At 58.6% G+C, this 26,040-nt stretch carries 22 protein-coding genes; 15 read left to right on the top strand and 7 right to left on the bottom strand.

Translation table 11 applies throughout. From position 1 onward, the window contains the following. The first annotated feature begins 6 nt into the window (after window positions 1-6). The 7 genes from AC1RKG_RS10140 to narI all read left to right on the top strand — a co-directional run bounded on the left by AC1RKG_RS10140 (window position 7) and on the right by narI (window position 10,465). Window positions 7-993 carry a glycosyltransferase family 2 protein gene (locus tag AC1RKG_RS10140; protein WP_493182911.1) on the top strand — a complete coding sequence of 329 codons (987 nt, stop codon included), beginning with the start codon at window positions 7-9 and terminating at the stop codon, window positions 991-993. Window positions 994-1,096: 103 nt separating this feature from the next. Further along, the gene (locus AC1RKG_RS10145; protein WP_493182912.1) at window positions 1,097-1,999 is read left to right on the top strand and encodes a glycosyltransferase family 2 protein; all 903 of its coding nucleotides are present in this window, start codon (window positions 1,097-1,099) and stop codon (window positions 1,997-1,999) included. A gap of 56 nt (window positions 2,000-2,055) precedes the next feature. Then, window positions 2,056-3,309: a hypothetical protein gene (locus tag AC1RKG_RS10150; RefSeq protein WP_217331360.1), complete on the top strand. Its 1,254-nt coding sequence runs from the start codon at window positions 2,056-2,058 to the stop codon at window positions 3,307-3,309. A 424-nt stretch (window positions 3,310-3,733) separates the two neighbouring features. Beyond that, window positions 3,734-7,510, top strand: coding sequence for a nitrate reductase subunit alpha (locus tag AC1RKG_RS10155; protein ID WP_493182913.1), 3,777 nt, complete (start codon window positions 3,734-3,736; stop codon window positions 7,508-7,510). Further along, a complete protein-coding gene (gene narH / locus AC1RKG_RS10160) occupies window positions 7,507-9,051 on the top strand; it encodes a nitrate reductase subunit beta (RefSeq protein WP_493182915.1) in 1,545 nt (514 codons plus the stop codon). Before AC1RKG_RS10155 ends, narH begins: the two co-directional genes overlap by 4 nt. Further along, window positions 9,048-9,785: a nitrate reductase molybdenum cofactor assembly chaperone gene (gene narJ, locus AC1RKG_RS10165; protein WP_493182916.1), complete on the top strand. Its 738-nt coding sequence runs from the start codon at window positions 9,048-9,050 to the stop codon at window positions 9,783-9,785. Before narH ends, narJ begins: the two co-directional genes overlap by 4 nt. A 2-nt stretch (window positions 9,786-9,787) precedes the next feature. After that, window positions 9,788-10,465: a respiratory nitrate reductase subunit gamma gene (narI, locus tag AC1RKG_RS10170; protein ID WP_261109089.1), complete on the top strand. Its 678-nt coding sequence runs from the start codon at window positions 9,788-9,790 to the stop codon at window positions 10,463-10,465. A gap of 74 nt (window positions 10,466-10,539) precedes the next feature. Here the strand turns inward: narI and AC1RKG_RS10175 are convergent, their stop codons facing one another. The 7 genes from AC1RKG_RS10175 to AC1RKG_RS10205 form a co-directional block, all read right to left on the bottom strand. Next, complete coding sequence (locus tag AC1RKG_RS10175; protein WP_493182918.1) at window positions 10,540-11,040, bottom strand: fimbrial protein; 501 nt, start codon at window positions 11,038-11,040, stop codon at window positions 10,540-10,542. Window positions 11,041-11,062: 22 nt separating this feature from the next. After that, complete coding sequence (locus tag AC1RKG_RS10180) at window positions 11,063-11,578, bottom strand: fimbrial protein (RefSeq protein ID WP_493182920.1); 516 nt, start codon at window positions 11,576-11,578, stop codon at window positions 11,063-11,065. Between the two features lie 36 nt (window positions 11,579-11,614). Next, window positions 11,615-12,607: a fimbrial protein gene (locus AC1RKG_RS10185; protein WP_493182921.1), complete on the bottom strand. Its 993-nt coding sequence runs from the start codon at window positions 12,605-12,607 to the stop codon at window positions 11,615-11,617. Further along, window positions 12,604-15,132: a fimbria/pilus outer membrane usher protein gene (locus tag AC1RKG_RS10190; protein ID WP_493182923.1), complete on the bottom strand. Its 2,529-nt coding sequence runs from the start codon at window positions 15,130-15,132 to the stop codon at window positions 12,604-12,606. Before AC1RKG_RS10190 ends, AC1RKG_RS10185 begins: the two co-directional genes overlap by 4 nt. A gap of 57 nt (window positions 15,133-15,189) precedes the next feature. Then, the gene (locus AC1RKG_RS10195) at window positions 15,190-15,864 is read right to left on the bottom strand and encodes a fimbrial biogenesis chaperone (RefSeq protein ID WP_493182925.1); all 675 of its coding nucleotides are present in this window, start codon (window positions 15,862-15,864) and stop codon (window positions 15,190-15,192) included. A gap of 68 nt (window positions 15,865-15,932) precedes the next feature. Next, complete coding sequence (locus tag AC1RKG_RS10200; protein WP_493182926.1) at window positions 15,933-16,478, bottom strand: fimbrial protein; 546 nt, start codon at window positions 16,476-16,478, stop codon at window positions 15,933-15,935. A 429-nt stretch (window positions 16,479-16,907) separates the two neighbouring features. Beyond that, window positions 16,908-17,519, bottom strand: a complete 612-nt coding sequence (locus AC1RKG_RS10205; protein WP_187961555.1) for a tyrosine-type DNA invertase — start codon at window positions 17,517-17,519, stop codon at window positions 16,908-16,910. Window positions 17,520-17,964: 445 nt separating this feature from the next. Between AC1RKG_RS10205 and AC1RKG_RS10210 the strand changes: the two genes are divergently transcribed. The 8 genes from AC1RKG_RS10210 to AC1RKG_RS10245 are packed head-to-tail and all read left to right on the top strand — an operon-like array spanning window position 17,965 to window position 25,977. Next, complete coding sequence (locus AC1RKG_RS10210) at window positions 17,965-18,972, top strand: 3-oxoacyl-[acyl-carrier-protein] synthase III C-terminal domain-containing protein (protein WP_493182928.1); 1,008 nt, start codon at window positions 17,965-17,967, stop codon at window positions 18,970-18,972. Further along, window positions 18,969-19,985 (top strand): NAD-dependent epimerase/dehydratase family protein, encoded by a 1,017-nt coding sequence (locus tag AC1RKG_RS10215; RefSeq protein WP_493182929.1) that lies wholly within the window; start codon window positions 18,969-18,971, stop codon window positions 19,983-19,985. Before AC1RKG_RS10210 ends, AC1RKG_RS10215 begins: the two co-directional genes overlap by 4 nt. Beyond that, complete coding sequence (locus AC1RKG_RS10220; RefSeq protein ID WP_020827432.1) at window positions 19,978-20,784, top strand: MBL fold metallo-hydrolase; 807 nt, start codon at window positions 19,978-19,980, stop codon at window positions 20,782-20,784. Before AC1RKG_RS10215 ends, AC1RKG_RS10220 begins: the two co-directional genes overlap by 8 nt. After that, a complete protein-coding gene (locus AC1RKG_RS10225; RefSeq protein WP_493182931.1) occupies window positions 20,781-22,067 on the top strand; it encodes a F390 synthetase-related protein in 1,287 nt (428 codons plus the stop codon). The genes AC1RKG_RS10220 and AC1RKG_RS10225 overlap by 4 nt, the downstream gene beginning before the upstream one ends. Then, window positions 22,064-22,681 (top strand): phosphatase PAP2 family protein, encoded by a 618-nt coding sequence (locus tag AC1RKG_RS10230; RefSeq protein ID WP_493182932.1) that lies wholly within the window; start codon window positions 22,064-22,066, stop codon window positions 22,679-22,681. Before AC1RKG_RS10225 ends, AC1RKG_RS10230 begins: the two co-directional genes overlap by 4 nt. Next, window positions 22,678-23,796, top strand: a complete 1,119-nt coding sequence (locus AC1RKG_RS10235) for a sterol desaturase family protein (protein WP_493182933.1) — start codon at window positions 22,678-22,680, stop codon at window positions 23,794-23,796. The genes AC1RKG_RS10230 and AC1RKG_RS10235 overlap by 4 nt, the downstream gene beginning before the upstream one ends. Beyond that, the gene (locus AC1RKG_RS10240; protein WP_493182935.1) at window positions 23,789-24,880 is read left to right on the top strand and encodes a fatty acid desaturase family protein; all 1,092 of its coding nucleotides are present in this window, start codon (window positions 23,789-23,791) and stop codon (window positions 24,878-24,880) included. The genes AC1RKG_RS10235 and AC1RKG_RS10240 overlap by 8 nt, the downstream gene beginning before the upstream one ends. 2 nt (window positions 24,881-24,882) lie before the next feature. Continuing rightward, window positions 24,883-25,977 (top strand): fatty acid desaturase family protein, encoded by a 1,095-nt coding sequence (locus tag AC1RKG_RS10245; protein ID WP_493183018.1) that lies wholly within the window; start codon window positions 24,883-24,885, stop codon window positions 25,975-25,977. Window positions 25,978-26,040: the final 63 nt, after the last annotated feature.

The raw sequence follows: 26,040 nt of genomic DNA on the forward strand, positions 1-26,040 counted from the left end.
CCGGTCATGAATATTACCCTGAGCCTGATTATTCCTGTGTACAAGGTTGAGGCTTATATCGAGGCGTGCCTTGATTCGGTGCTGCAACAGCTGCCTGACTGGGCGGAAGTGATCATCGTGGATGACGGTAGCCCGGACGGGGCCATCGGCATTGCCGAAGAGATGCTGTGTCGCTACCCGCAGCACAAACGGCGGGTCAGCATTTTGCGCCAGGAAAATCAGGGGTTAAGCCAGGCGCGCAACAACGGCATTGACCATGCCGAGGGGAACTACATTGGATTCCTGGACTCCGACGACGTACTGCTGGAGGGCTACTTCAGCATTTTGGGGCGCTTGTTGGCGGATAATCCGTTGGCCGACATTGTGGCCTTCAACGCCCAGCGCTTTTCGACCTTCAATAACGGCAAGATCCAACCGGACGGAACCATGGCTATCGTGCCCTGTAATGCGGCTCCGCAGCAGCGTGATGAGCATATGGCGCTGCTGGCAGACAGCTTTAACCGCAGCATGTGGTACGCCTGGGCGAGGATTTATCGCAAAACGCTGTTCGATGAGGCTCGCTTCCCGGCGGGGCGCAATTTTGAAGATATTCAGCTGATCCCGCAGCTTTACCTGAACGCCGAACGCATCGTGGTCTGCGATACGCCGTTGGTGGGATACCGCGCCAACCCGAATGGCATTACGCGCGCGCCCAAGCGACGCGATCTGGACGATCTGGATTACGCACTCGACGGCGCTGACAGCGGGCGACGGCAGGGGCTGGGTCATGGGCTTTACTCGATTCTCTACGTCACCACCCTGAAAGCGCGCTTGCTGGTGGGGTTGGACTTTTTCGGGCCGCGTGATGCGTTGCGCGAAACCCGCGAGCTGAAGCGCCGTTATTCCGGCCTGCGCGGCGAGGAGCGTAAAATGCTGAGCCGTAAAAACCGGCTGTTTTACCGTAGCCCGCTGGCCTACTACCTGATGGCCCGGCTGTACAACCTGCGCGGCTAGCGGCACAGCATTCGCCTCTTTCCCGTTTTCGTCAAAGCAGCAGCATGCTGTACCCATGTCAATTGGGGCGAGCCCTCTCGCCCCCAACAGGCAGAATAAAACTATGAGTATCACCGTCAGCGTCATCATACCCACCTATGGCCGCAGCGAACTGCTGGCACGCGCCATCGATAGCGTATTGGCACAAACCCATCGCCCGTTGGAAATCATCGTGGTGGATGACAACCCGCAGGGCGACGCCCATCGCCTGGCGACCCGCGAACGCCTGGCCGACTACATTGAGCGGGGTGAGATTATCTATTACCCGCGCAGGCGCAATGGCGGCGGCGCGCTGGCACGTAACAGCGGGATCCTGCGTTCGAGCGGCCAGTACATCAGCTTTCTGGACGATGACGATTACTACCACCCACAGAAAATCGCCCGTCAACTGGCGTTTATGCAGCAGGGCGATTACGACGTCAGCCTGTGCGATATGGATATTCTGAAAAACGGGCAGATCAGCGCCGAGCATTACTACCGCGCGCGTTGCGAAGGGCTGGAGGACTTTATGCTGGCCGGCGTAGCCTACACGCCGATGATCATGATGCGCCGTAGCACGGCGATTGCGGTACGGGGTTTTTTCAACACTCCTCGCTACCAGGATCATATCTTCCTTTACCGGCTGCTGGCGGCCGGAGCGAAGATCGGTACGCTGCATGAACGACTGGCGGTGCACAACGACCATGACGGCGAACGCATCACCTCCAGTCCGAAGGGCATTATTGGCTACCGCAACAAAATGCAGTTTGAGCAGCGGCTGATGCCGCAGGTGTCACCCCGGGCACGCAAGATCATGCGTCTGCGCCATACCTGCATTACTTCGCGCATCATGACCGACGGCAAGAGTCGCCTGGCAGGCGTTTTCTATGGGTTGAAGGGCATTGTTTACGTTAATAGCGGCTTGATGGCGGGGGTGTATATGAAAAATATCATCCGCAATGTATTTTTCCGCGGCGTGCCGTTCTGAGATGCGTTTCGCGTACTCCGTTACCCTTAAGAGATTCCCCCTTTCAGAGGATGATTATGCGCTTTGAACGTTCGACGCTGATCGGCAGCGTACTGTTGCTGACGGTACCGCTTTTCGCCTTGTTGCACAGCATAGGCACGCTGAGGGCAGGAAAGAAAAACTCGGCGGCTTATGTGCTGATTGCGCTGTGTTTTTTCTTTTTCTTCATCAAAATTCCGCCGCTGGCGGACCTTTACCGCCACTTTGCCAACTACGATGCCATCAATTCGGCGACCCGCCTGAGTGATGTCATTCAGGGCAAGGTGGACGTGGTGCTGTACGCCAATTTCTATATTTTCAAAACGCTGGGGATCCCCTTTTTCATTATTCCGGGGCTGTACGTCGCGCTGTCGGTTTACTGCTATCTCAGCGCGCTGAATATCGTCATGCTGCATTCCGGCAAGGTGTTCACGGCGCGGCAGTTTGTGCTGCTGCATCTGGCGGTGCTGTTTTTGATTAACCCGTTTATCATTGCCATGGGGCTGCGCTTTGGCTTCTCGATGGCGGTGATGACCCTGGCGATGGTGCTGTTTTGCCATAAGCTTAACCGTCCGCTTGCCGCGGGCCTGATGCTGTTCGCCATGTTGACCCATTTTTCCAGCATGCTGCTGGTGGGGGTGTTTTTGTGCAGCCGGGTGATGCGCCTGAACCGCCTGCTGACGGTGGTGTTCAGCGCCATCGCCTTTCTGACCGCCAAGTTTGCGCTGCCGTTTATCGTTTCCCATATTACGATCTCCGGCATCAACAGTTACTCCGACGTCTATACCTCCGGCATGTACGCCAGCGACTACCTGACATCTGGCAATGCCAACGGCATGATTAACTTCCTGATTGTGTTATTCCCGGCGCTGTTTCTCGGCGTGTTTATGCTCGCTCACCCGATGCGCAATCAGGCGGGGGACATCAAAAACTATGCGGCATGGCTGGTGGTGTTTGTGTTCCTGTGTTCCAGCTCGCTGCAGGCGGCCAGCCGCTATGCCAGCGTGGCCTCGGTGTTCTTGCTGTTTTATTACGTGGCTCATCGGGGATCGTTCATCCGCGGCAGATTCAACTACTTCTTCCTGTGCTTTATGCTGATGGCCACCGGTTATAACCTGATAGAGAACATTTACGTTCCGCGTCGCCCGATCATGCTGGGGCAGATGTGGCAGTCGTTCTATAAAACGCCGCTGCTGAACCTGTTCTATGGCGAACAGGAATATGAGCAGTATCTGCAATTTATCAACCGCGACAGCGGCGAGTGGATAGGGCATGAGATGGATTTAGGCTAATGCGCTTTTTTAATCACTTCACCGAATCGGAAGCGGGCATCAGCCCGTTTCTACCCCCAAATACCTCGCCCCGCTCAGCACATCCCGTCATAGAAGTTCCATCTCATAATTTCTATCTTATTTTCAATTAATTAAATCAATTTCACGCACTGATACTTTAGGGGTAGGCTTGCCGTTGCCGCCGTTATTCTCCCCCCGTTCTCTTGATCGCAATCAATTTGCCCAACTTCTGGCCTCAGTAGGCTGGCGGCAGATTGAGCAACGTCATTACCCGCCGTATTTCAAGCCGCAGCGTTGTTACCTGCGTTAGCTCACTCCAGTTACTTACTTGAGTAAGCGCCTGGAGATGAGCGAACTGGCCACCTGGCTGCGACTTGAAATCCATAGGGTAAAAAATATTAAAAAGCCCTCAGGAGAATTCCGGATGAGCAAGTTTCTAGACCGATTCCGCTATTTTAAGCAGTTGGCGGAACCCTTTTCTGGCGATCATGGCCAGACGTTGAACACCAACCGCGACTGGGAAGACGGCTACCGTAGCCGTTGGCAGCATGACAAGATTGTGCGCTCCACCCATGGGGTCAACTGCACCGGCTCCTGCAGCTGGAAAATTTATGTGAAAAACGGCCTGGTCACCTGGGAAACCCAGCAGACCGATTACCCACGTACCCGTCCCGATCTGCCAAACCATGAACCGCGCGGTTGCCCACGTGGCGCCAGCTATTCCTGGTATCTGTACAGCGCCAACCGCCTGAAATACCCGTTGATGCGCAAACGCCTGATCAAACTGTGGCGCGAAGCCAAGGCGTTGCACAGCGATCCCGTCGATGCCTGGGGTTCGATCGTCAGCGATCCTGAAAAAGCCAAAAGCTACAAAGTGGCGCGTGGGCGCGGCGGTTTTGTGCGTTCCAGCTGGCAGGAGGTTAACGAGCTGATCGCCGCTTCCAACGTCTACACCGCCAAAACCTTCGGTCCGGATCGCATCATCGGCTTCTCGCCAATCCCGGCAATGTCGATGGTGTCTTACGCCGCCGGCGCCCGTTATCTGTCGCTGATTGGCGGCACCTGCCTGAGCTTCTACGACTGGTATTGTGACTTGCCGCCGGCCTCGCCAATGACCTGGGGCGAACAGACCGACGTGCCGGAATCCGCCGACTGGTATAACTCTTCCTACATCATCGCCTGGGGTTCCAACGTGCCTCAGACGCGCACCCCGGACGCGCACTTCTTCACTGAAGTCCGTTACAAAGGCACCAAGACCGTGGCGGTCACGCCGGACTACGCCGAAGTCGCCAAGCTGTGCGACCAGTGGCTGAATCCGAAGCAGGGCACCGACAGCGCGATGGCGCTGGCGATGGGCCACGTAATGCTGAAAGAGTTCCACCTGGATCGTGAGGTGGGTTATTTCCGCGATTACGTGCGTCGTTATACCGACATGCCGATGCTGGTCATATTGGAGCCGCGCGAAGAAGGGCATTACGCCGCCGGTCGTCTGCTGCGCGCCGCCGATTTGGTTGACGGCCTGGGGGAAGAAAATAACCCTGAATGGAAAACCGTTGCCATTGATCAACGCAGCGGCGAGCTGGTTGCTCCGCAGGGGTCGATCGGTTTCCGCTGGGGCGAACAGGGCAAATGGAACCTGGAACAACGCGCCGGCCAAGACGCGCAGGAAGTGGAGTTGCAACTCAGCCTGCTGGGCGCACATGACGACGTGGCCGAGGTGGGTTTCCCTTACTTTGGCGGCATCAAAAGCGGCGCTGCCGAGGGCGGGAACTTCAACAGCGTGGCGCTGGACGAGATCCTGCTGCACAAGCTGCCGGTCAAACGCCTGCGCCTGGCGGACGGCAGTGAAGCGCTGGTGACCAGCGTGTATGATTTGACCCTGGCCAACTACGGCCTCGAGCGCGGCCTGAACGACGCCAACTGCGCCACCGACTACGACGATATCAAAGCCTATACCCCGGCCTGGGCCGAGCAAATCACCGGCGTTTCCCGCCACAACATCATCCGCATTGCACGCGAATTTGCCGACAACGCCGAAAAAACCCATGGTCGCTCGATGATTATCGTCGGTGCCGGTGTCAACCACTGGTACCACATGGACATGACCTACCGTGGGCTGATCAACATGTTGATCTTCTGCGGCTGCGTCGGCCAGAGCGGTGGCGGCTGGGCGCACTACGTCGGCCAGGAAAAGCTGCGGCCGCAGACCGGCTGGCTGCCGCTGGCGTTTGGCCTCGACTGGCAACGTCCGCCGCGTCATATGAACAGCACCTCGTTCTTCTACAACCATTCCAGCCAGTGGCGCTACGAAACCGTAGGCACCGAAGAGCTGTTGTCGCCGATGGCGGACAAATCACGCTTTGGCGGTAGCCTGATCGATCTCAACGTGCGTGCCGAGCGCATGGGCTGGTTGCCGTCCGCACCACAGCTGGGCACTAACCCGCTGCATATTGCGGCGCAGGCACAAGCCGCAGGACAATCGCCGGTGGATTACACCGTCGATGCCTTGAAAAAAGGGACGTTGGGCTTTGCCGCCGAGCAGCCGGACAACCCGCAGAACTTTCCGCGTAACCTGTTCGTCTGGCGCTCCAACCTGCTGGGTTCCTCCGGCAAGGGCCATGAGTACATGCTCAAATACCTGTTGGGCACCGAAAACGGCATTCAGGGCAAGGATCTGGGCCAGCAGGGCGGTGCCAAACCGCAGGAAGTGGAATGGCTGGAAAACGGCGGTGAAGGCAAGCTGGATCTGGTGGTGACCCTCGATTTCCGTATGTCCAGCACCTGCCTCTACTCCGACATCGTGCTGCCGACCGCCACCTGGTACGAAAAAGACGACATGAATACTTCGGATATGCATCCGTTTATTCACCCGCTGTCGGCGGCAGTCGATCCGGCCTGGGACTCCAAGAGCGACTGGGAAATCTACAAGGGCATTGCCAAAGCCTTCTCCGAAGTCTGTGTCGGGCATTTGGGGCAGGAAACCGACGTGGTGACGCTGCCGATCCAGCATGACTCTGCCGCAGAGCTGGCGCAGCCTTACGGCGTCAAAGACTGGAAAAAAGGCGAATGTGACCTGATCCCGGGCAAAACCGCACCGCATATTATGGCGGTAGAACGCGATTATCCGGCCACCTATGAGCGTTTCACTTCGCTGGGGCCGCTGCTGGATAAGCTGGGCAACGGCGGTAAAGGCATCGGCTGGAACACCCAGGACGAAGTCGACTTCCTGAAAAAGCTCAACTACGTCAAAACCGCAGGCCCGGCAGCGGGGCGGCCGAAGATTGAAAGCGCCATTGACGCAGCCGAAGTGATCCTGGCGTTAGCGCCGGAAACCAACGGGCAGGTGGCGGTCAAGGCGTGGGACGCGCTGGGTAAAATGACCGGTCGCGATCACCGCCACCTGGCGCTGAACAAGGAAGACGAAAAAATTCGCTTCCGTGATATTCAGGCCCAGCCGCGCAAAATCATTTCCAGCCCTACCTGGTCAGGGCTGGAAGACGAACATGTGTCGTATAACGCCTGTTATACCAACGTGCATGAGCTGATCCCATGGCGCACCATCAGCGGCCGCCAGCAGCTGTATCAGGACCACGAGTGGATGCGCGCCTTTGGCGAGAGTTTGTTGGTGTACCGTCCGCCGATCGATACTCGCGCCGCGCAGCCGTTGCTGAACCAGAAGCCGAACGGCAACAGGGAGAAGGCGTTGAACTTCCTGACGCCGCACCAAAAGTGGGGCATCCACTCCACCTACAGCGACAACCTGTTGATGCTGACCCTGTCGCGCGGCGGGCCGATTGTCTGGATGAGTGAAGACGATGCCAAAGAGCTGGGCATTGAGGACAACGACTGGATCGAGGCCTTTAACGCCAACGGCGCACTGACCGCACGGGCGGTGGTCAGCCAGCGTATTCCGGCAGGCATGACCATGATGTACCACGCGCAGGAACGTATCGTGAATATCCCCGGTTCGGAAATCACCAGCCAGCGCGGTGGTATTCACAACTCGGTGACCCGCGTCTGCCCGAAACCGACCCATATGATCGGCGGCTACGCGCAGCTGGCCTACGGTTTCAACTATTACGGCACCGTCGGCTCCAACCGCGACGAGTTTGTGGTGGTACGCAAAATGAACCGCATCGACTGGTTAGACGGTGAAGGCAACGACGACTCGCAGGGCAGCCAGCAGGAGAAAGCAAAATGAAAATTCGTTCACAAGTCGGCATGGTGCTGAACCTGGACAAATGCATCGGTTGCCATACCTGTTCGGTGACCTGCAAGAACGTCTGGACCAGCCGCGAAGGCATGGAGTACGCCTGGTTCAACAACGTTGAAAGCAAACCCGGCGTCGGTTACCCGCACGCCTGGGAAGATCAGGAAAAATGGAAGGGCGGTTGGATCCGTAAAATCAACGGCAAGCTGGAACCGCGCATGGGCAGCCGCGTCGGCCTGTTGTCGAAGATTTTCGCCAACCCGGACGTACCGGCGCTGGACGACTATTACGAGCCTTTCGACTACGACTATCAGAACCTGCATACCGCGCCGCAGGGGAAACATCAGCCGATCGCTCGTCCGCGCTCGCTGATCACCGGCCAGCGCATGAAGAAGATTGAAAGCGGCCCGAACTGGGAAGAGATCCTCGGCGGTGAATTCGAAAAACGCTCGCAGGACAAAAACTTCGACAATATGCAGAAGGCGATGTACGGCCAGTTCGAAAACACCTTCATGATGTATTTGCCGCGCCTGTGCGAACACTGCCTTAACCCGGCCTGTGTCGCCACTTGCCCAAGCGGCGCCATCTACAAGCGTGTCGAAGACGGCATTGTGCTGATCGATCAGGATAAATGCCGCGGCTGGCGCATGTGCCTGACCGGCTGTCCGTACAAGAAAATCTATTTCAACTGGAAGAGCGGCAAGTCCGAGAAGTGTATCTTCTGCTACCCGCGTATCGAATCCGGCCAGCCGACGGTGTGTTCGGAAACCTGCGTTGGCCGTATTCGCTATCTTGGCGTGTTGCTGTATGACGCCGACCGCATTGAGCAGGCCGCCGCCGCCGAAAACGAACAAGACCTCTATCAGCGCCAGTTGGATATCTTCCTGGATCCGCACGACCCGGCGGTGATTGCCCAGGCGTTGCAGGATGGCATTCCACAAGGGGTTATCGAGGCCGCACAGCAGTCGCCGGTGTATAAAATGGCGATGGACTGGAAGTTGGCACTGCCGCTGCACCCGGAATACCGCACGCTGCCGATGGTGTGGTACGTGCCACCACTGTCACCGATCCAATCCGCCGCCGATGCCGGTGAGCTGGCACACAACGGCGTATTGCCGGACGTGGAGAGCCTGCGTATTCCGGTGCAATATCTGGCCAACCTGCTGACTGCCGGGGATACCGCGCCGGTGCTGTTGGCGCTTAAACGCATGCTGGCGATGCGCCACTACAAACGGGCGGAAACCGTTGACGGCGTGCTGGACACCAGTGCCCTGGAGCAAGTGGGGTTGAGCGAAGCGCAGGCGCAGGAGATGTACCGTTATCTGGCGATCGCCAACTATGAAGATCGCTTTGTGATCCCGTCCAGCCACCGCGAACTGGCGCGTGAGGCTTTCCCGGAAAGCAAAGGCTGCGGCTTCAGCTTTGGTGACGGCTGCCACGGCAGCGACGGTAAATTCAACCTGTTCAACAGCCGCCGCATTGACGCCATCGATGTGACGCAAAAAACCGCCCGTCAGGAGGATGCCTCATGATCAGCCTGAAAGTGATTGCCCGTCTGCTGGATTATCCGGAGCAGGCGTTATTTGACCATCACCAGGCGCTGGTAGAGGCACTGGAGCCGGCCAGCGAACTGGATTTGCACCACAGCGCGCAGTTGATCCTGTTTATTCGTCGATTTTGCGCTCGCCCGTTGTTGGACGTGCAGGCCGAATACTGCGAACTGTTTGACCGTGGTCGCGCCACCTCGCTGCTGCTGTTTGAGCACGTGCATGGCGAATCGCGCGATCGCGGCCAGGCGATGGTTGACCTGATGGCGCAATACCGTGAAGCGGGCCTGGAGATCGACAGCCGTGAACTGCCGGATTTCCTGCCGCTGTATCTGGAATACCTGGCCAGCCGCAGCCTGGCAGAGGCGCGCGGTGGCTTGCAGGACATCGCGCCGATCCTGGCGCTGTTGGGAGCCCGGTTGCAGCAGAGAGAAAGCCCGTACGCGGTGTTGTTTGACCTGTTGCTGGTGCTGTCCGGTACCGAGGTGAAAAGCGGCAGCCTGGAAAGCCAGGTGGCGGGAGAAGCCAGGGACGACACGCCGCAGGCGCTGGACGCGGTCTGGGAAGAGGAGCAGATACGATTCACTTCCCTGGGCGGTCCCGGTGAGGAAGGCTGCGCTTCGGCACAGCAAACGGCGCATCAGCGACGCTTTGCCGGCGCGGTGGCGCCACAGTACCTGGACCTGACGGATGCGCTAACCGGAACCAAAGGACGCTAATCATGCAATTTTTAAATCAATTCTTCTTCGATATTTACCCCTATCTGGCGGGAGCGATTTTCCTGATAGGCAGCTGGTTACGCTACGATTACGGGCAGTACAGCTGGCGTGCCGGATCCAGCCAAATGCTGGATAAAAAGGGCATGCGGTTGGCTTCCAACCTGTTCCATATCGGTATTTTGGGTATTTTCGCCGGGCACTTCCTCGGCATGCTGACGCCGCACTGGATGTATGAAGCCTTCCTGCCGATCGACGTGAAACAGAAACTGGCGATGATCGCCGGCGGTGCCTGCGGCGTGATGACGCTGGTTGGCGGGGCGCTGTTGCTGAAACGCCGCCTGACCAACCCACGGGTGCGGGCCACCAGCAGCTTTGCCGACATCATGATCCTGACGCTGTTGGTGGTGCAGGTGTGTCTGGGGCTGCTGACCATTCCGTTCTCCGCCCAGCATATGGACGGCAGCGAGATGATGAAGCTGGTGGCCTGGGCGCAGGCGGTGGTGACTTTCCACGCCGGGGCGTCACAGCATTTGACCGGCGTTGCGTTGATTTTCAAATTGCATATGGTGCTGGGCATGACGCTGTTCGTGCTGTTCCCGTTCTGCCGCCTGGTGCATATCTGGAGCGTGCCGGTGGAATACCTGACCCGTCGCTATCAATTGGTGCGTAACCGCCGCTAAAGGCAATTGGCCCTGAAAAAAAGCCCATCTGGCGAAATGAACTTCACCGATGGGCTTTTTTATGGCTGATGGGATTATTGATAGCTCAGGTTGACCTGCACAACGCTGCTGAATGTGCCGCTGCCGCTCAGGCCCTTGGGGCTGTAGATCCGCGCGGCCAGTGGAAACGCCGCTTTGCGGGCGCTGTCGATAGTCACGGACAGGCTGGCGTTATTGGCCAGTATTAGGCTGCCGTCGGCCTTACTGAGCTGCAAGGCCACGCCGGTTGCGGTTCCGCTGCTGATAAAGGCGTTACTGTCGGCGCTGTCTGGCGTGCCGGTGAAAGTCACGGTGGCCGTGCTGGTGCTGGGGGGGCAACTGCTCAGCGTCAGGCTGAAGGGCTTCCAGGGGCTACCGGTGCCGGCCTGCTGCAGATCTCGCCGTTGAACCTTACCCAAATCCAGCGTCTGGTTGACGCTGGCATCCACCGTACACGGCGTGGCCGTGACTCTGCCGCTGATGGTGATCTCTGCGGCCGGCAACGATGGCCCCCAGACAGCGCTGAGCAACGCCAGTGTAATAATGCGGGTTTTCATCGGATAGCTCCTTGCAACTGAATTATTGGTAGGTGAAGGACACGATGATATTGCCGCTGACGGTACCGGGCGTCGACGCGCCCATAGCGTAAATCTGAACCTTCTGGGAAAATTTTGCGGTGCGCGCCACGCTATCGACGGCCACTTGCCGGGTAGTGTTGGGATAAATCGCGTTACTGGCGCTATCTTGCATGTAAAGGACCACCTGTGATGCGCTGCCGGTATTTTTGAAACTGTCTGAGGACAAGGGCGAAACCGTGCCGCCATAGGTGGCGGTGACTTTGGTGACACCCGCCGAGCAACCTTCCAGTTCCAGGTCAAAATTCACAAACGGGCTGGCGTCGCCATTTTTTGCTAATTTAAGCACATCAATATCCGGTAGCACCACGCTGAGTGAGTTACCGCTTTTCACGGTACAGGAACTGGCAACGACGTTGCCGCTGATATTGACCGCCACGGAATCGGCCTGCGTCAGCGGGGATATCAGCAGGCCGGTCAGCCCCAGCCAGAGCAGGGTGTTACTCATCATGTTAGGCATATCCATTTCCTTGGGTTCCATACGCTAGACGCACCATTATTGATAGGTGATATTCAGGGTGGCGCTGCTGTTGGCTTTGCCGGGCGTCACCACTTTATTGGTCTGGTAATAGCGCGCGGTGAACGGCAGGGTTTCCTGGCCGCCGGGGGAGGTTTTCAGCACAATATTGTTGTTGATTTTCAGCGGGGTGCCGCCGTACAGCAACTGTACGCCCATGCCACCTGCGGTGCCGGCTTGGCCGGCGTTGGTCAGGGCCAGCACGCTGGTGTCGGTGGTGTCGCTGTTCTGGGTGCCGGCCAGGGCAACGTTGATTCTGGCCTCTTTATCGCAGGTCAGGCCGACATCGAAGCTTTTGTCGCCGACGGTGGCGCCGATAGCGGTGAATTTGATATCAAGAACGTCGCCCAGCGGAACATTGATGCTGGTGCCGTTGAGGCTACAGGCGACTTTGGTAAACTTTGAATTGCCATACATCGTGAGCCAACTGCTTTTTACCCCCCCTCGAGCTAAATAATAAGAGCCTCCAGACGCCGCGCCAGAAAGATCCCCCCCCAGATAAATCATCTGAACTGCGTAGTCATCAGGAGTACTAAAATTCAAAATATCAAAGCCAGTATCACTAGGACTAGCAGAAAATGAAAATGGGCCGGCACCATAATATGAAATAACCTTAATACCAATACCGGCAACTGCAGTCTTATAAACATTGCTATAACCTGCCGCTAAAGGCCAGGCCAGATCATAAGGCTGAAAGGTCGTGTAATAAGTGCTATTGCATCTGACGTGGGTTCCTCCGGCGGATTTAAACCAGCCGCTGTACCATACTACGGCTCCTGGTGCCGCATCCCGTTGGATAGTTACCGTAGCCGGTAATGTTATACTGGCACCATCACCGGAGCCTGCAGTAAGCCAACATGCCGCATGCCCCCCCACTGAATATGCCCACAACACCAGCAATAATGTTGAGAACTGGACGGGGCGAATTAACTGATTTATTTTCATCATCTTGTTCTGCATGTGCTCTTTCATCGACACACCTCATTGGTTTGCACTACCCCGCCCGGTGGCGGTGTGGTGGGCAACTGATAATTAACCCGGCACTGTTCTGCTCTGCCATTGCCCCATTTCACCTGCAGGCGGCCCTGCGGACTCAGCCCGCTCAGGTACACCTGGCCGCCGTCGCCGACAATGCTGCCCTGCGTCGCGTTGGGTTCAGCGTCGCTTACCGTGGCACCGAACGGCACCGGCTGCCCGTTGGCCCGCAGCAGCGTTATCAATGCCCGCGCCCCTACCCGGGGCCGGAAGTCTGCCCGCACCAGCGCCCCGCGCGTCGGCGTCACCCGCTGGCTGCTCTGCGGCAGGTCCACCTCGTCCGGCAGCGTCTCCGGGCTGAGTGCCACCTCGCTGCGCCGGTAGGCGGACAGGTACGGCACCAGCGCATAGCCGCGCCAGTCGGTGCGCACCCCGGTCTGGTTGCTGACCCTCGCCCCCGCCGCCCCCGGCGCCGCCACCAGGACGGCGGTTTCCCCCAGCGGCTGGCCCAGCGTGATGCCGTTGGCGTGTGCCACGAGGCTGCCGCTCAAGCCGTAATTCAGCCGACGCGTGTTTTTGTCATAACCGTAACCGCTGGTCACGTCGCCGTAGGTGCCGCGATAATTGACAGTGGCGTTGCCGCCGTAGCCTTGCCCGCGCGTGCCATAGGTTTGCTGCAGGCCCCAGCTCAGGTTGTTGTCCGCCAGTGCCATGCCGCTGACCCCCAGGTTGTGGCTGCTGGCCCCGCCCCGGGTGTTGTTCAGGCTGTAGTTGACCCAGGCGCTGTTGGTGTCAAACAGGCTGAGCGGCACGTTGAGGTTCAGGCTGATTTGCTGCTCGTTGCTGCGGGTCGTCCCCTGGGTATTGCGGTTATAGCTCCAGTTGATGCCGTAGCTGATGCCGCGCCAGCCGTTGCTGTAGCCCAGCCCCAGCGACGCCAGGCTGCGTTCGCTGTTCCAGTAGTCTTCACGCACCGCGCTGAACGACAGGGTGCCGCCGTTTTGCCCCAGTTGCTGGTTCATGCTCAGCTCGGCCCGGTTGCGCCGCCGTTCGTTCATCCACAGCGGGAGGGTGCTGCTGCTGCGCCAGCCGTCCAGGACTTCGCTCAGGGAATAAAACCCGGCGGTGGAGTAGCGGTACCCGGCGATGGCGAAGTTGGTGCCGGTCTGCACCAGGTTCTTGCTGTAGCGCACCCGCCAGGACTGGCCGCTGGCACTGGCCTTGCCCTTGGGTTGGCCGCGTGACTGGGTGATGTCCAGCGAGAGCGCGCCCCAGTCGCCGAGGTTGTTGCCGACCCCCAGCGCCGCCGAGTGATAATGCTGTGCCGCCTGCACCCCGCCATACAGGGTGGTGTTCCACGGCAGGCCGTAGATGGCGGTGCCCTGCACCAGGGCGCTTTTTTCCACGCTGCGGTCATAGCTGCGGTACTGCCCGCCGGTGAAGCTGTACTTCAGCCGGCCTTCGCGCTGGAGCACCGGCAGGGAGGCGAAGGGCACCACCAGGTGCTGTTCGCTGCCGTCGGCCTCTTGAATGGTCACCTGCAGGTCACCGCTGCCGCCGGTGGGGTACATGTCGTTGATGACAAAGGCCCCAGGGGCAACAAAGGTGCGGTAGATTTCATAGCCGTTCTGGCGCACCACCACCTGGGCCTGGGTGCGGGCGATACCGCGCACCTCCGGGGCGTAACCGCGCAGGCTGTCGGGCAACATCTCGTCATCGGAGGCCAACTGCACGCCGCGAAACGGCACCGCATCAAACACCTCGGCCGGGGCATTGCTGTCGCCCAGGGTCAGTTGGCTGCGCAGGCCAATCAGGTTGCGCTGGGCGTAGGTGTATACCGTATCCCAGCGGTCCTGGCCGTCGCTGCTGCGGCGCCAGGTGGTGTAGTTGCGCAGCCGCCAGGGGCCGGCATTCAGGCCGGGGCGCAGGTTGGCGTATTGGCTGTTGCGGCTGCCGTGGTGGGTATTGTTGTTGTCACCGCTGAGGCTGTAGTTGAGTATCAGCGCGGGAATGCCCTCGTCCCACTGTGACGGTGGCACATAGCCACGCGGCTGGCGGGCCAGGGCGGCCTGGGGAATGCTCAGCGCCAACTGCTGGCTGTCGAAGCGCAGCTGCGCTTCGGCCTGGGGGATGGCGGCCAGGGTGGCGCAGGCGGTGTCCGGGGGGCCGAGCGCGGGAAACTGGGCGACGCGCACGCCGTAGCGGGCCAGGTCGGCGACGCTCAGGCAGGGTTGCAGCCCCTGACCGTCGGCCCGGGCGGTAAAGGTCAGCAGGCGGCTGTCGACCTGCTGGTCGTTGACCAGGATATCGACCTGGTAATCTCCCGGTAACTGGCTGCCGTGCTCTTCAAAGGTCGCCAGATTGGTGACGCCCTGCTGCGGGCCGTCCAACTCCAGCAACGCCGGGTTGAAGTAGTCGCGCGCCTGTACCGGCAGGGGGCCGGTGAGGGCCAGCGCTATCAGCAGCGCCAACGGGCGGAGGACGGCCGGGCCCTGTGGATTCGGTGTCTGTTGTCTTCTCACGTCACTTCCTTGTTTTTGGGCTGAACCGCGCCCTGTGGGTGAGGATGTCCTGCTCAATCACTCCAGCAGCGTGCCCTGCTGCAGCGTCCCCGCGCCGCCAAAGTCATTGATGACCCGCCAGCTGACGGTCTTGCCGGTGCCGCTCGGCAGGGCAAAGGTGGCGCTGCTGTGCGGGGCGACATAGGTGGCATCCTTGACCTCCTGGCCATTGACCTTGACGCTCTGGAAGTTCATGTAGAACGGCGTGGGGTTGCTGACCTGCAGATGCCCCGGGGTGCTGCGCCAGGTCAGCGTGCCGGCCACCGCGTCAGGCAGCCCCTTCAGGCCGGCGGGGCGGAAAATCAGTTTGATGCGGGTTTTGACGGCAATCTGCAGGGTGTTGTCGCGCCGCTCGGTTGACGGGATGGTTTTGACATTCAGCCAGTACAGGCTTTCGCGGTCTTCGGGCAGGGCGCCGCCGACGCGCACCACACGCAGCACGTTCTGGCGGCCTGCATCCAGACGGAACAGCGGCGGGGTGAGGATAAAGGGGGCTTTCTCGGTGCTGCCTGTCGGGGGTTCGACCCAGGACTGAATCAGGTACGGCATCGCATCCGGGTTATTGACGTTGAGGGAGGACTCTTTCTTGTCCCCCTCGTATACCAGGCGGGTCGCCCCGACCACCACGCCGGCCTGGGCCAGACTGCTGAACATCATTATGCCGCTGCACAGGGCGGTAAAGCGGTATTTCATGCTGGGGCCTCCAAAGCGGGGGGAATGCAAAAACAGGACGGCCAAGGCCGTCCTGACAGAAAGCGTACTCAGTTGTACATGATGGTGAAGTTGGTGGTGGCGTCGGCCGAACCGGCCCCCACGGTGGCGGCGGTGGCGATATAGCGGGCGGTGAAGTCCAGCTTGTTGGTGATGTCTTTGGCGGCGTCCGTCGTGTCGCCTTTTTGCAGGTCATAGCTGCCGGATTGGCCGCGCAGGGGGACCGGGTTGCCGTCCTTGTCAGAGATTTGTACGCCGACCCCGGTGGCGACGCCGGAGCCAGTGGTCAGGGCCAGCACGTTGTCATTGCCGCTGACGGGGATACCGTCGAAGTTGACTTTGGCGGTGGTGGCCGCCGGACAGGATTTCACCAGCAGGGTGAACTTGGTGGCCGGGGCGACGGAGCCAGCCCCCTTGAAGGAGGTGGTAGCGATTTTCCCCAGGTTAACCGTGAGGGTGGCGCTGGTGGCGTCGACCACGCAGGCGGTGTCGGTGATGGAGCCGGTGAAGTTGATGGTACCGTCTGCGGCGAAGGTTGAAGGGGTGGACAGGAAGGCGGTTGCCGCCAAGGTGGTGACCAGCAATGTTCTTTTCATGAGCATAATTCCTTGATGCCTGTGACTCAGCACAGCTTTTCCATTAACCCGTTGAAAGGGTTTCCTTTTTTTGTCGTTTGGTCGGCCTGTTTTCCCTTGATGAAAGGAGACATTTTGAACCAAAGTGTTGCATTAAGTGTTTCATGTGGTAAGTGGCGTCATTACACTCAACGGACAGCATGAAACACCACTAACGTCGAATATTTGGCATAGATGGCCGGGTCTTGACTATGGGGGCGGGGTGGTGTCGACATAAGAGGCAGCAGGGGCTGGTGCTTAAATATTCATTAAGGGAATTGAATGAGTGGTAAATATCATGGTAACTGATTGATACTGGGTAATTTGAGGGTATGACTCACAGGAAGGGAAAACAGATATTGACTTTTTTTCAGGGGATGAATAGCTTATGTGTCAGTTTGGTTCAAAAAGTTACATTTTTTCCTCTTTTTTTCCCGGTTTTTCCTCTGGTTTTTCCTCCGGCCACAAATGTTTAAATCGTCCTGCATTGGCGGCGGTATACAGCACCGTATGCTGAATATTGCGGTGGCCCAGATAGTCTTGAATCACCCGCGTGTCGGCGCCGTTATCGGCCAGGGCATAGCCACAGGCATGGCGCAGCATATGGGGATGGGCGGCGACGCTCAGCCCGGCCTGCTTGCCGTAGGCCTGCAGCATGCGGTAAATGCGCTGGCGTGACAGGCGGTAGCCCTTTTGCGACAGGAACAGCCACTCCTGGTCCTCCAGGTTGCGGTACGACTGACGTTTTTCCAGCCAGCGGACCAGCAGGGTTTTCTCGATGGCTTCCAGCGGGTGGATGGTGGAAAGGCCGTTTTTAAGGCGGTTCATGTAGAGGCTGCCGCTGTCCATGTCGAGGTCGTTGATGCGCAGGCTATTAAGTTCGCTGACGCGGCAGCCGTGGATGAAACCCATCCAAATCAGGCAGCGGTCACGTTCGGGCGCGCGGCCAAGGGCGGCCTGTTGCAACAGGCGGTCGACCTCGGTGCGGGTCAGGTGTTTACGGTGAGCGTGGTTTTTTTGCACGGTGTGTTCTCCAAAAGACAGGGACGAGCAAGAGGCCGGCCCCTGGCGAGGCCAGTTAATAACAGATGACGCGCAGGGAGTATAGTGCAAGTTGAGTCAACGGAGGCTATCGGGGATGCGCTGAAACCCCCTGTTTTTAACGATTTTTACGATGTCTTATCCGCTTTTGGGCTCCCCGGTTGTTTTCCACCTATTCTTAATTCATCTCCCCCTGAGTGAGTTCCTGTAGATCTCCGTTCGACCTTGCTCTAGGCTGTGGCCGGATAAACAGACGTGATTTATCGGCTCAGTTAAATGAACGGAATCAATCAGTAAGAATGCCACTTAGGTTTTTCTTTATACTGATGTCAAACAAGGGTGTGGCTGTGGATAGCGGGGGTTGAATCATTAACCGCGCTTGAGAGTCGGCCAACGGAATAATGGACACACAGGCTGAACAACGATAATGACCCTAAATAGCCTTTCCCAAAGCTTATTGCCTCTTAAAATTATTGCGACCGGCGCGGCGTTGCCGCCGCAGTGCGTCGAATCCTCGGCGCTGGATCGCCGCTTGAACAAGTCGGCCGGTTACGTAGAAAAACGTTCGGGCATTATTCATCGTTTCCATGCCGACAATGATGCCAGCCAGGCTGAACTGGCCGTTGCCGCGCTGGATGATGCTCTTGCCCGCCATGCGATCCCGCGAGACTCCATCGATCTGCTGATCTCTGCCTCGGCCATCGCGGTGCAGGCATTGCCTTTCAGCGCCGCCCATATTCTTAAACTGGCACGACTGCGGCCGGGTATTGCAGGTTTTGATATCAACACCAGCTGCGTGAGCTTTATTTCCGCATTGCAGGTGGCGGCGGGGTTACTCAATATGGGCGTTTATCGGCGTATTGCCATTGTCTCTGCCGATATTGCTTCGCGCGGTATCGACTGGGAGGACGAAGAGTCTTCATTGATCTTCGGTGATGGCGCGGCCTGTGCCATTGTCGAACGCGGTGACGGGCGTAGCGGTATTTTGTCCTACCTGATGGAAACCCACCCGGAAGGCAGCGATCTGTGTGAAATCAGGGCCGGGGGGACGCGCTGTAATCCGCGTGCCGGCATGAACGACAGTGACTTTCTGTTCCATATGAAGGGCAAACAGCTGTTCCGCCAGGCGTCGGCGCTGATCGAAAGCTTCCTTGGCCGCTTGTTGTCGGCTGCGGGGCTAAACCTGGCGCAAATCGCCACCGTGGTACCGCATCAGGCCAGCCATCTCTCTTTGGAACATATGCGCAAGCGGCTGCACGTTTCCCCGCAGGCCCTGGTGGATATCTATCGGTACCGGGGCAATCAGGTGGCGGCTTCGATCCCTTCGACCCTGCACCAAGCGGCGATCACCGGCAGGCTGCACCCCGGACGTCCGGTGATGCTGATCGGCACCGCCGCCGGTTTAACGCTGGGCGGCATGGTACTGCTGCCATGAGAGTGTTGATCACCGGAGCGACCAGCGGGCTGGGGCGCAACGCCGCCGAGTGGCTGTTGGCCGCCGGGCATCAGGTGCATGCCACCGGGCGTGATATCGCCGTGGGGCGGCAGTTGGCGGAACGGGGCGCCAAGTTTACCGCGCTGGATCTGACCCTCGCCGACGACGGGCAGTGTGAGCAGTTAATGGCGGGCTACGATATTGTCTGGCACTGCGCCGCAAAATCTTCTCCCTGGGGGAGCCGCCAGGCATTTTATCAAGCCAATACCTGCGTGACGGAAAAACTGGCCCATGCCGCCGGACGTTGCGCAGTGCAGCGGTTCATTCATATTTCGACGCCAGCGGTTTATTTCGATTTCAGTCATCGTCACAACGTGACCGAAGCGGATGTTTCCCCACGCTTTGCCAATCACTATGCCGCCAGCAAGTTTGCTGCCGAGCAACGTATTGCGGCGCTGCTGCCTGATTATCCGCAAACCACCTACCTGATCTTGCGCCCTCGCGGCCTGTTCGGACCTCATGACCGGGTGATTGTGCCCAGGATACTGGCGCAGCTGCAGGGCGATAAAGGCCTGCTGCGTTTGCCGGGCGGCGGTTCGGCTTATCTGGACCTTACCTTTGTGCTCAACGTGGTGCATGCGATGGATCTCGCCAGCCGTCAACCGGGTTTGCCGTCCTGCAGCATTTTCAATATTACCAACCAACAGCCGCAGCGGCTGGCCGATATGTTGCACCAGTTGCTCAACCGGCAGCTGGGCTGGCAATACGCCGTCAAAGCGGTGCCTTATCCCTTATTGTCGGGCGTTGCGGCGGGAATGGAGCTGTTGGCGCACGTCACCCGCAAAGAACCGATGCTGACCCGCTATAGCGTTGCGGCAGCCTATTTCGACATGACGCTGGATAACACCCAGGCGATAGAGGTGCTGGGTTACCGGCCGCGCTACAGCCTGGAGCAGGGGATCGAACTGACGGCGCAATGGTTAAAGCAGCAGGGGATGAGCGCAGATGGCTAATATCACGACCTTTGAAATCGGTTATTGCACTCATCTGGGCTGCATGGCGCTGCGCGGTTCGGCGATGCGCACCTGTAAATTTCCTTCCCGGGCCTATCTGCTGGAAGTCGGCGAGCGCCGCTGGCTGTGGGATACCGGTTATGCCAGCCATTTTGAACATTACACCGCCAGCGGCATTTTTCGGCTTTATCGCCAGGTGACGCCGGTTTATTTCAGTCCGCAGCAGGCACTGTTGGAACAGTTGCGCAGTCTGGGGCTGAACACTGGCGATATCGAGGCGGTGATCATTTCGCATTTTCATGCGGACCACATTGCCGGTCTGCGAGACTTCAGCAGCCTGAAGATGATTTGCTCCGGCGAAGGGTGGCAGCAAACCCGAGAGCTGCGCGGTTTTGCCGCGTTGAAAAGGGCGTTTGTGCCAGGATTGATCCCGGAAGGTTTTGAATCTGCGCTGCAGTTCGTTGAGGCATTTCCGCAACAAAGCCTGCCTGCCGCATTGGCCCCCTTCCAACAGGGCTATGTGCTGCCGGGCAGCGGCGGAGAAATTGTTATCGTGCCGCTGCCGGGGCACGCCGCCGGGCACCTTGGGGCCTTTGTCCTGACCGATGCCGGTTGGACGCTGCTGGCCAGCGATGCCGCCTGGTCGCCGCTGAACTATCAGCAACTGCGTGGCCCTTCGCGGTTGGCTAACCTGATCATGGATAATCCGCGCAGCTATTACGACACCCTGGGCGCGCTCAACCAGCTCTATCTTGGCGGCGCTGCGGAGATCCGCCTGTGTCATGAGGGGGATTTATGATCCCGCTGATGACGCTATGGCACTACCTGCGCGCGCGGCGCCTGCGCTTTACCCAACGGGCGGCGCTGGAGGCCTATCAGGCGCGCCAGCTGAAGCGGTTTGCCCAGCGCGTATTGGCGAACAGTCCCTATTTTCAGCCCTATAGTTCATTGCCTCTGACCGCGTGGCCAACGATGGACAAGGCGGTGATGATGGCCAATTTCGATCGGATGAACACCACCGGTCTGCGATTGGAGGCGCTTTTGGCCTGTGCACGGCGCAGCGAAAGCGATCGCGATTTCAGTCCTAAAGTGGGCAACTACAGCGTCGGTTTATCTACCGGTACCTCTGGGCGGCGCGGCGTGTTCGTCGTCAGCCCGCAGGAGCAGCAGATTTGGGCCGGTGGCATGCTGGCAAAAATGTTGCCGCAGGGGGTGTTTGCCGGGGAGAAGGTCGCGCTGTTCCTGCGGGCCGACAACAACCTGTACCACAGCGTCAATAACCGTTGGCTGAGCCTGTCGTTTTACGATCTGTTCGCTCCCTTTGCCGAACATTTGCCGCAGATTGAACGTGAACAGCCGACGATTATCGTGGCCCCGGCCCAGGTATTGTGCGCCCTGGCTGATGCCGTTGAACGCGGCGAACTCAAGCTCAGCGTCAAAAAAGTGATTTCAGTGGCCGAGGTGCTGGAACCGCAGGATCGCCAGCGCCTGCAGCGGGTGTTTGCGCAGGTGGGAGAAGTGTATCAAGCCACCGAAGGTTTTTTGGCCGCGACCTGCAGCCACGGCACTTTGCATCTGAACGAAGAGTTTATTCATGTCGAACCGCAGTGGATCGACGAGCGGCGTTTTACCCCGTTGATTACCGATTTTACCCGCCGTACACAGCCGATAGTGCGTTATCGGCTGGACGATATTCTGGTGAGGCGCGAACAGCCCTGTCCCTGCGGGCTGGCGACCATGGCATTGGATCGTATCGAAGGGCGCTGCGATGACCAACTGCTGTTACCGGCCAGGCAGGGCGCCATGCAGCAGGTCTTCGCCGACCTGTGTCGCCGTGTGATAGCCAATGCGTTGCCGGCGGTGGCGGATTATCGGCTGACGCAACGGGGCGACAGCGAGCTGCATCTGATGGCCGATTGCAGCCCGGAGGCGTTGGCGAATTGCCAACGGCAATTGATCGCGCTGTTCGAACAGCAAGGTATTGCCACGGAGCAACTGGCGTGGCGCCTGCAAGCGCAGGCGATCATGCCGCAGTTTGATGCCAAGCGTCGCCGCATTGTTCGCATGCCGGAGGCCGGATGAAACTCGTTGTTTATCGCCTATGGCAGATGTTGTTGGGGTGGGGATTTGTCGGGGTCATCTACCACGGCAGCGATCGCTGGCAAGGTGCCGGCCACCTGCTGACGCCAGGTTGGGTCGACCGGGCGATCCCGTTCAGCCCGCACGCCATCTGGCTGTATCTGTCGTTTTTCCTGATTATCCCGCTGTGCTATCTGCTTTGCCCGTTAAACCGGCTAAAATGGCTCAGAAGTACCATGCAGCTCAGCGCCTTGCTGGCGGGAGCCATTTATCTGCTGTGGCCGACGACGATAAACTACCCGATCGTTCCGTCCGATTCGGTGAGCGGCGATTTACTGGCGAGGTTGATCAGCGTCGATTCGTCGCAAAACTGCCTGCCTTCGCTGCATATCGCCTTGACGGTGTTGGCGGTGTGGGCGGCGGCGGAAAGCCGCAAAAAACTGCGCAGCGCGTTGCTGATCGTCTGGGGGCTGGCGATTGCCTTTTCTATCTTGCAACTGCGTCGGCACCTGTTTGTGGATTTGCTCAGTGGGGCGGCGTTGGCATGGGGCGTGGGCTACGTCTGCCGGCGAGTTCAAGGGATTGGCTGGGGCGTACGGCAGGGGGAAGAGTCATGATCGATCTGGTGATACCTATCGTGTTTATGCTGTTGGTGGTGCTGGGGGAAGCCCTGTGGCTACAGTGGCGGCGCAAGGGCAGCGTGGATTGGCATGACGTGATTTTCAACCTCAATTCCGGGCATATCATGCTGTGGCTGTTTCGCGGTTTGGAGATAGCCTGCTACGGCTACGTGGCCACACATTTTAATCAAGGCTGGCTGGACGGTTGGCCGCCGGTGCTGATGTGGCTGTTTGCGATACTGGCCTGGGATTTCGGCTTTTACTGGCTGCACCGGTTACACCACCGTTTCCGCCTGCTGTGGGCGGTGCATGTGGTGCATCACCAGGGCGAGCATTTCAATCTGTCGCTGGGCGTGCGCAACTCGTGGTATTCGTCATTGACTTCGATCCCGTTCTTTATGCTGTTGGCATTGGCGGGCGTCCCGCTGTCGGTGTTTATCACCGTTTCTATCCTGCATTACAGCATTCAGCTGTTTAACCATAATTCGGTGACCCCCAAACTCGGTTTTCTGGAGCACATCCTGGTGACACCGGCGCATCATCGGGTGCACCACGTTAAAGATTTGGCCTATTCCAACCGGAATTTCGGCGGCAGCTTTATCTTCTGGGACAAGCTGTTTGGCACCTTTTGCCCGGCGCTGCCGACGGAGCCCTTTACCTATGGCGTGCGTGGCGACAAATCTTCCGCCAACCCGTTTTGGGCCAGTAACCTGCCGTTTATGCGCTACTTCAAGCTGCCTTTCCAGCCTTCGAGCAAGGGCGGGCATTTCCGCTGTTCCGCCGGCTGCCTGGTAAGCGGGGCGATGCTGCTGTTCGCTCTGGTGTTGGGTTACGTTTATCGTTTTGGTTACGGGTATGGCGGGGTGACCGGCGAGCAGGCGGCGTTGTTTGTGTTGTTGGCGGCCGGGGCGATAGCCTTGGGTGGGATGGCTGAAGGTCGCCGCTGGGGCGTAGGCGTTTGGCTGTTGGTGACGTTGGCATTCCCCCTGTGGTTATTGAGCGTGCCCGATGGGCAGTCTGCTATCTGGTGGGGCGTAGCCGGTGCCATGGTGTTGCACGGTTGCGCTGTCGCGGTCGGTTGGGGACGCCAAAAGGAGGCCGCGTATGGCTGATTTGCCGCCGCTGAGTTTCCCCGTTGCGGGGGAACAGGCGTTTCATCGGGAATTGAAACGACGGGCGCATGCTTATCTGAGCGCTCGCGACGATCACCGGTTTGCCGATGCGGCCCGTTGGGCCAAGGCCACGATTTTGCTGCTGCTTTGCGTGGGCTTCTACCTGCTCAGTTTGATGCAGCACCAGGCTCTGGCCTTTATGCTGAGTTACTTCGCTTTTGTCATGATGGGCATGTTGCTGAACGTCAACGTCAATCACGATGCTTCACACAACGCCTTCGCCCGCACGCCGTGGGTCAATCGTCTGGCCGGGCGGCTGGTGACTTTGCCGCTGGGCGTCGATCCGGAATACTGGCGAACCCGGCACGTCAGCTATCACCATGTGTATGCCAACGTCGAACATTACGATCTGGATACGGAAGAGAACGGCTTTTTCCGCCAAACCCCGTTCCAACGTTGGCGGGCTTATATGCGCTATCAACATCTTTACTGGCCGCTGATTGCCGCGCTGTCGCTGCCGTACATTGCGCTGGTGTTCGATTGGTCGGATCGCTTGGGCAAAACACCGTTGGCGACCAAGGGCGTATTGCCGGGGCGTAAGGGCTGGGCGATGTTTATTGCCGGCAAATTGTGTCACCTGTTGCTGGTGCTGGTGATCCCGTTGGTGGTGGCACAACAAAATGGCATCGGCTGGCAAACGGTACTGATTGCCTATTTGATTAGCCAAATGCTGGCCTCGTTACTGGTGGTTTTTTTGCTGTTGGGCACGCACTGGGCGCAAGCCGAATTTTATGCGGTGCCGGCAGGCAGCCAGATGCCGCAGGGCTGGTATCGGCATAACTTCGCCACCGCCTGCGACTGGGAAACTTCGCCGAAGAGCTTGCACCATCTGACCGGCGGGTTGAATTATCATCTTACTCACCATTTGTTCCCAGGCTGGAATCATCGCCATTATCCGGCGCTGGCTGCCATATTGGCCGAGACGGCGGCGCGATACGGCATGGATTATCGCTGTATCGGTTATCGTGAATTGTTGCGACAGCAGCAACGTTTTTTACGTGCTATGGGGCAGCCACCACAATGAAAATGCCGGATACCACACCGCTACCGCCTTTGGCGTTCCAGCGAGAGGCGAGTGAGATCCATCAGGAGCTGATGCGGGCCAGCCAGGCCTACCTGGCGACGCGCGGCGATCACCGTTTTGCCGACGGCAGAATGTTCGCCAAGCTGTTGGCGCTAATACTGCTGTGCGCCGGTTTTTACGCGCTGAGCCTGCAGCAGCAACATTTCTGGGCCTATTTCGGCTGTTACGTCGGCTTTATTTTTTCCGCCATGATGCTAACGGTGAATGTAGTACACGACGCCTCGCATAATGCCGTTTTCAAACGCGCACGGTTAAATCACTGGCTTAACTTCTTTGTCAGTATGCCCCTGGGGCTGGATGCCGACTGCTGGCGAGTGCGGCATGTCATTTTCCACCACGCCTATAACAACATCGAAGGTTACGATCCGGACATTGAACCCAACGGGGTGTTGCGGCAAACGCCGTTCCAGCGCCGCAAGGCGTTTATGCGCCTTCAGCCTTATTATTGGCCGATCGTCGCGGCGCTGACTTTCCCTTATTACATCTGGTTGTTCGACTGGTTGGATCGCGCCGGTAAAACCCGCATGACGCCAAAGATGATGTTCCAGGGCCGGAAGGGGTGGGGGATTTTCCTGTTGGGCAAGCTGGCGCATTTTTCCCTGGCGCTGGCCATTCCGCTGTGGCTCACGCCGCCGACGATCGGCGTCGGCACGGTGTTACTGACCTATCTGCTCAGCCAGATGCTGTCGTCGCTGGTGTTTGTGATGCTGATTGTCGGCACCCACTGGGCCAAAGCCAACTTTTATCAGGCCCCCGAACAGGGAAGGTTGGCGCACGGTTGGTATCAGCACGTTTTTGCCACCACCTTTGACTGGCAAGCTTCACCGGCGTGGCTGGGGTATTGGCTTGGCGGGGCTAACCTGCACCTGACGCACCACCTGTTTCCCCATTGGAATCACCGGCACTACCCGGCATTGAGTCGCATCATTGAAGAGGTTGCCCCGCGTTTTGGCATTGATTATCGGGTCCTTGAACTGAGGGAGCTGCTGCGGTTACAGCAACGTTTTCTCAGCGCTATGGGGCGTAAGCCCAGCTGATCGTGGCTAAATGCAAGTCTTGCAACATATTGAATTTGCGAGACGTTACGCAGTTCACTAATT

The sequence above is a fragment of the Serratia sp. GW822-FHT06D09 genome, from assembly GCF_058799515.1.

Excerpts from the sequence above, each read along its gene's own strand:
- AC1RKG_RS10200 (WP_493182926.1), bottom strand. The coding sequence starts at position 16,478 with ATGAAAAGAACATTGCTGGTCACCACCTTGGCGGCAACCGCCTTCCTG.
- AC1RKG_RS10155 (WP_493182913.1), top strand. The coding sequence starts at position 3,734 with ATGAGCAAGTTTCTAGACCGATTCCGCTATTTTAAGCAGTTGGCGGAA.
- narH (WP_493182915.1), top strand. The coding sequence starts at position 7,507 with ATGAAAATTCGTTCACAAGTCGGCATGGTGCTGAACCTGGACAAATGC.
- AC1RKG_RS10220 (WP_020827432.1), top strand. The coding sequence starts at position 19,978 with ATGGCTAATATCACGACCTTTGAAATCGGTTATTGCACTCATCTGGGC.
- AC1RKG_RS10235 (WP_493182933.1), top strand. The coding sequence starts at position 22,678 with ATGATCGATCTGGTGATACCTATCGTGTTTATGCTGTTGGTGGTGCTG.
- AC1RKG_RS10245 (WP_493183018.1), top strand. The coding sequence starts at position 24,883 with ATGCCGGATACCACACCGCTACCGCCTTTGGCGTTCCAGCGAGAGGCG.
- AC1RKG_RS10185 (WP_493182921.1), bottom strand. The coding sequence starts at position 12,607 with ATGAAAGAGCACATGCAGAACAAGATGATGAAAATAAATCAGTTAATT.
- AC1RKG_RS10195 (WP_493182925.1), bottom strand. The coding sequence starts at position 15,864 with ATGAAATACCGCTTTACCGCCCTGTGCAGCGGCATAATGATGTTCAGC.
- AC1RKG_RS10150 (WP_217331360.1), top strand. The coding sequence starts at position 2,056 with ATGCGCTTTGAACGTTCGACGCTGATCGGCAGCGTACTGTTGCTGACG.
- AC1RKG_RS10240 (WP_493182935.1), top strand. The coding sequence starts at position 23,789 with ATGGCTGATTTGCCGCCGCTGAGTTTCCCCGTTGCGGGGGAACAGGCG.
- AC1RKG_RS10175 (WP_493182918.1), bottom strand. The coding sequence starts at position 11,040 with ATGAAAACCCGCATTATTACACTGGCGTTGCTCAGCGCTGTCTGGGGG.
- AC1RKG_RS10140 (WP_493182911.1), top strand. The coding sequence starts at position 7 with ATGAATATTACCCTGAGCCTGATTATTCCTGTGTACAAGGTTGAGGCT.
- AC1RKG_RS10230 (WP_493182932.1), top strand. The coding sequence starts at position 22,064 with ATGAAACTCGTTGTTTATCGCCTATGGCAGATGTTGTTGGGGTGGGGA.
- AC1RKG_RS10225 (WP_493182931.1), top strand. The coding sequence starts at position 20,781 with ATGATCCCGCTGATGACGCTATGGCACTACCTGCGCGCGCGGCGCCTG.
- AC1RKG_RS10180 (WP_493182920.1), bottom strand. The coding sequence starts at position 11,578 with ATGCCTAACATGATGAGTAACACCCTGCTCTGGCTGGGGCTGACCGGC.
- narJ (WP_493182916.1), top strand. The coding sequence starts at position 9,048 with ATGATCAGCCTGAAAGTGATTGCCCGTCTGCTGGATTATCCGGAGCAG.
- AC1RKG_RS10145 (WP_493182912.1), top strand. The coding sequence starts at position 1,097 with ATGAGTATCACCGTCAGCGTCATCATACCCACCTATGGCCGCAGCGAA.
- narI (WP_261109089.1), top strand. The coding sequence starts at position 9,788 with ATGCAATTTTTAAATCAATTCTTCTTCGATATTTACCCCTATCTGGCG.
- AC1RKG_RS10210 (WP_493182928.1), top strand. The coding sequence starts at position 17,965 with ATGACCCTAAATAGCCTTTCCCAAAGCTTATTGCCTCTTAAAATTATT.
- AC1RKG_RS10215 (WP_493182929.1), top strand. The coding sequence starts at position 18,969 with ATGAGAGTGTTGATCACCGGAGCGACCAGCGGGCTGGGGCGCAACGCC.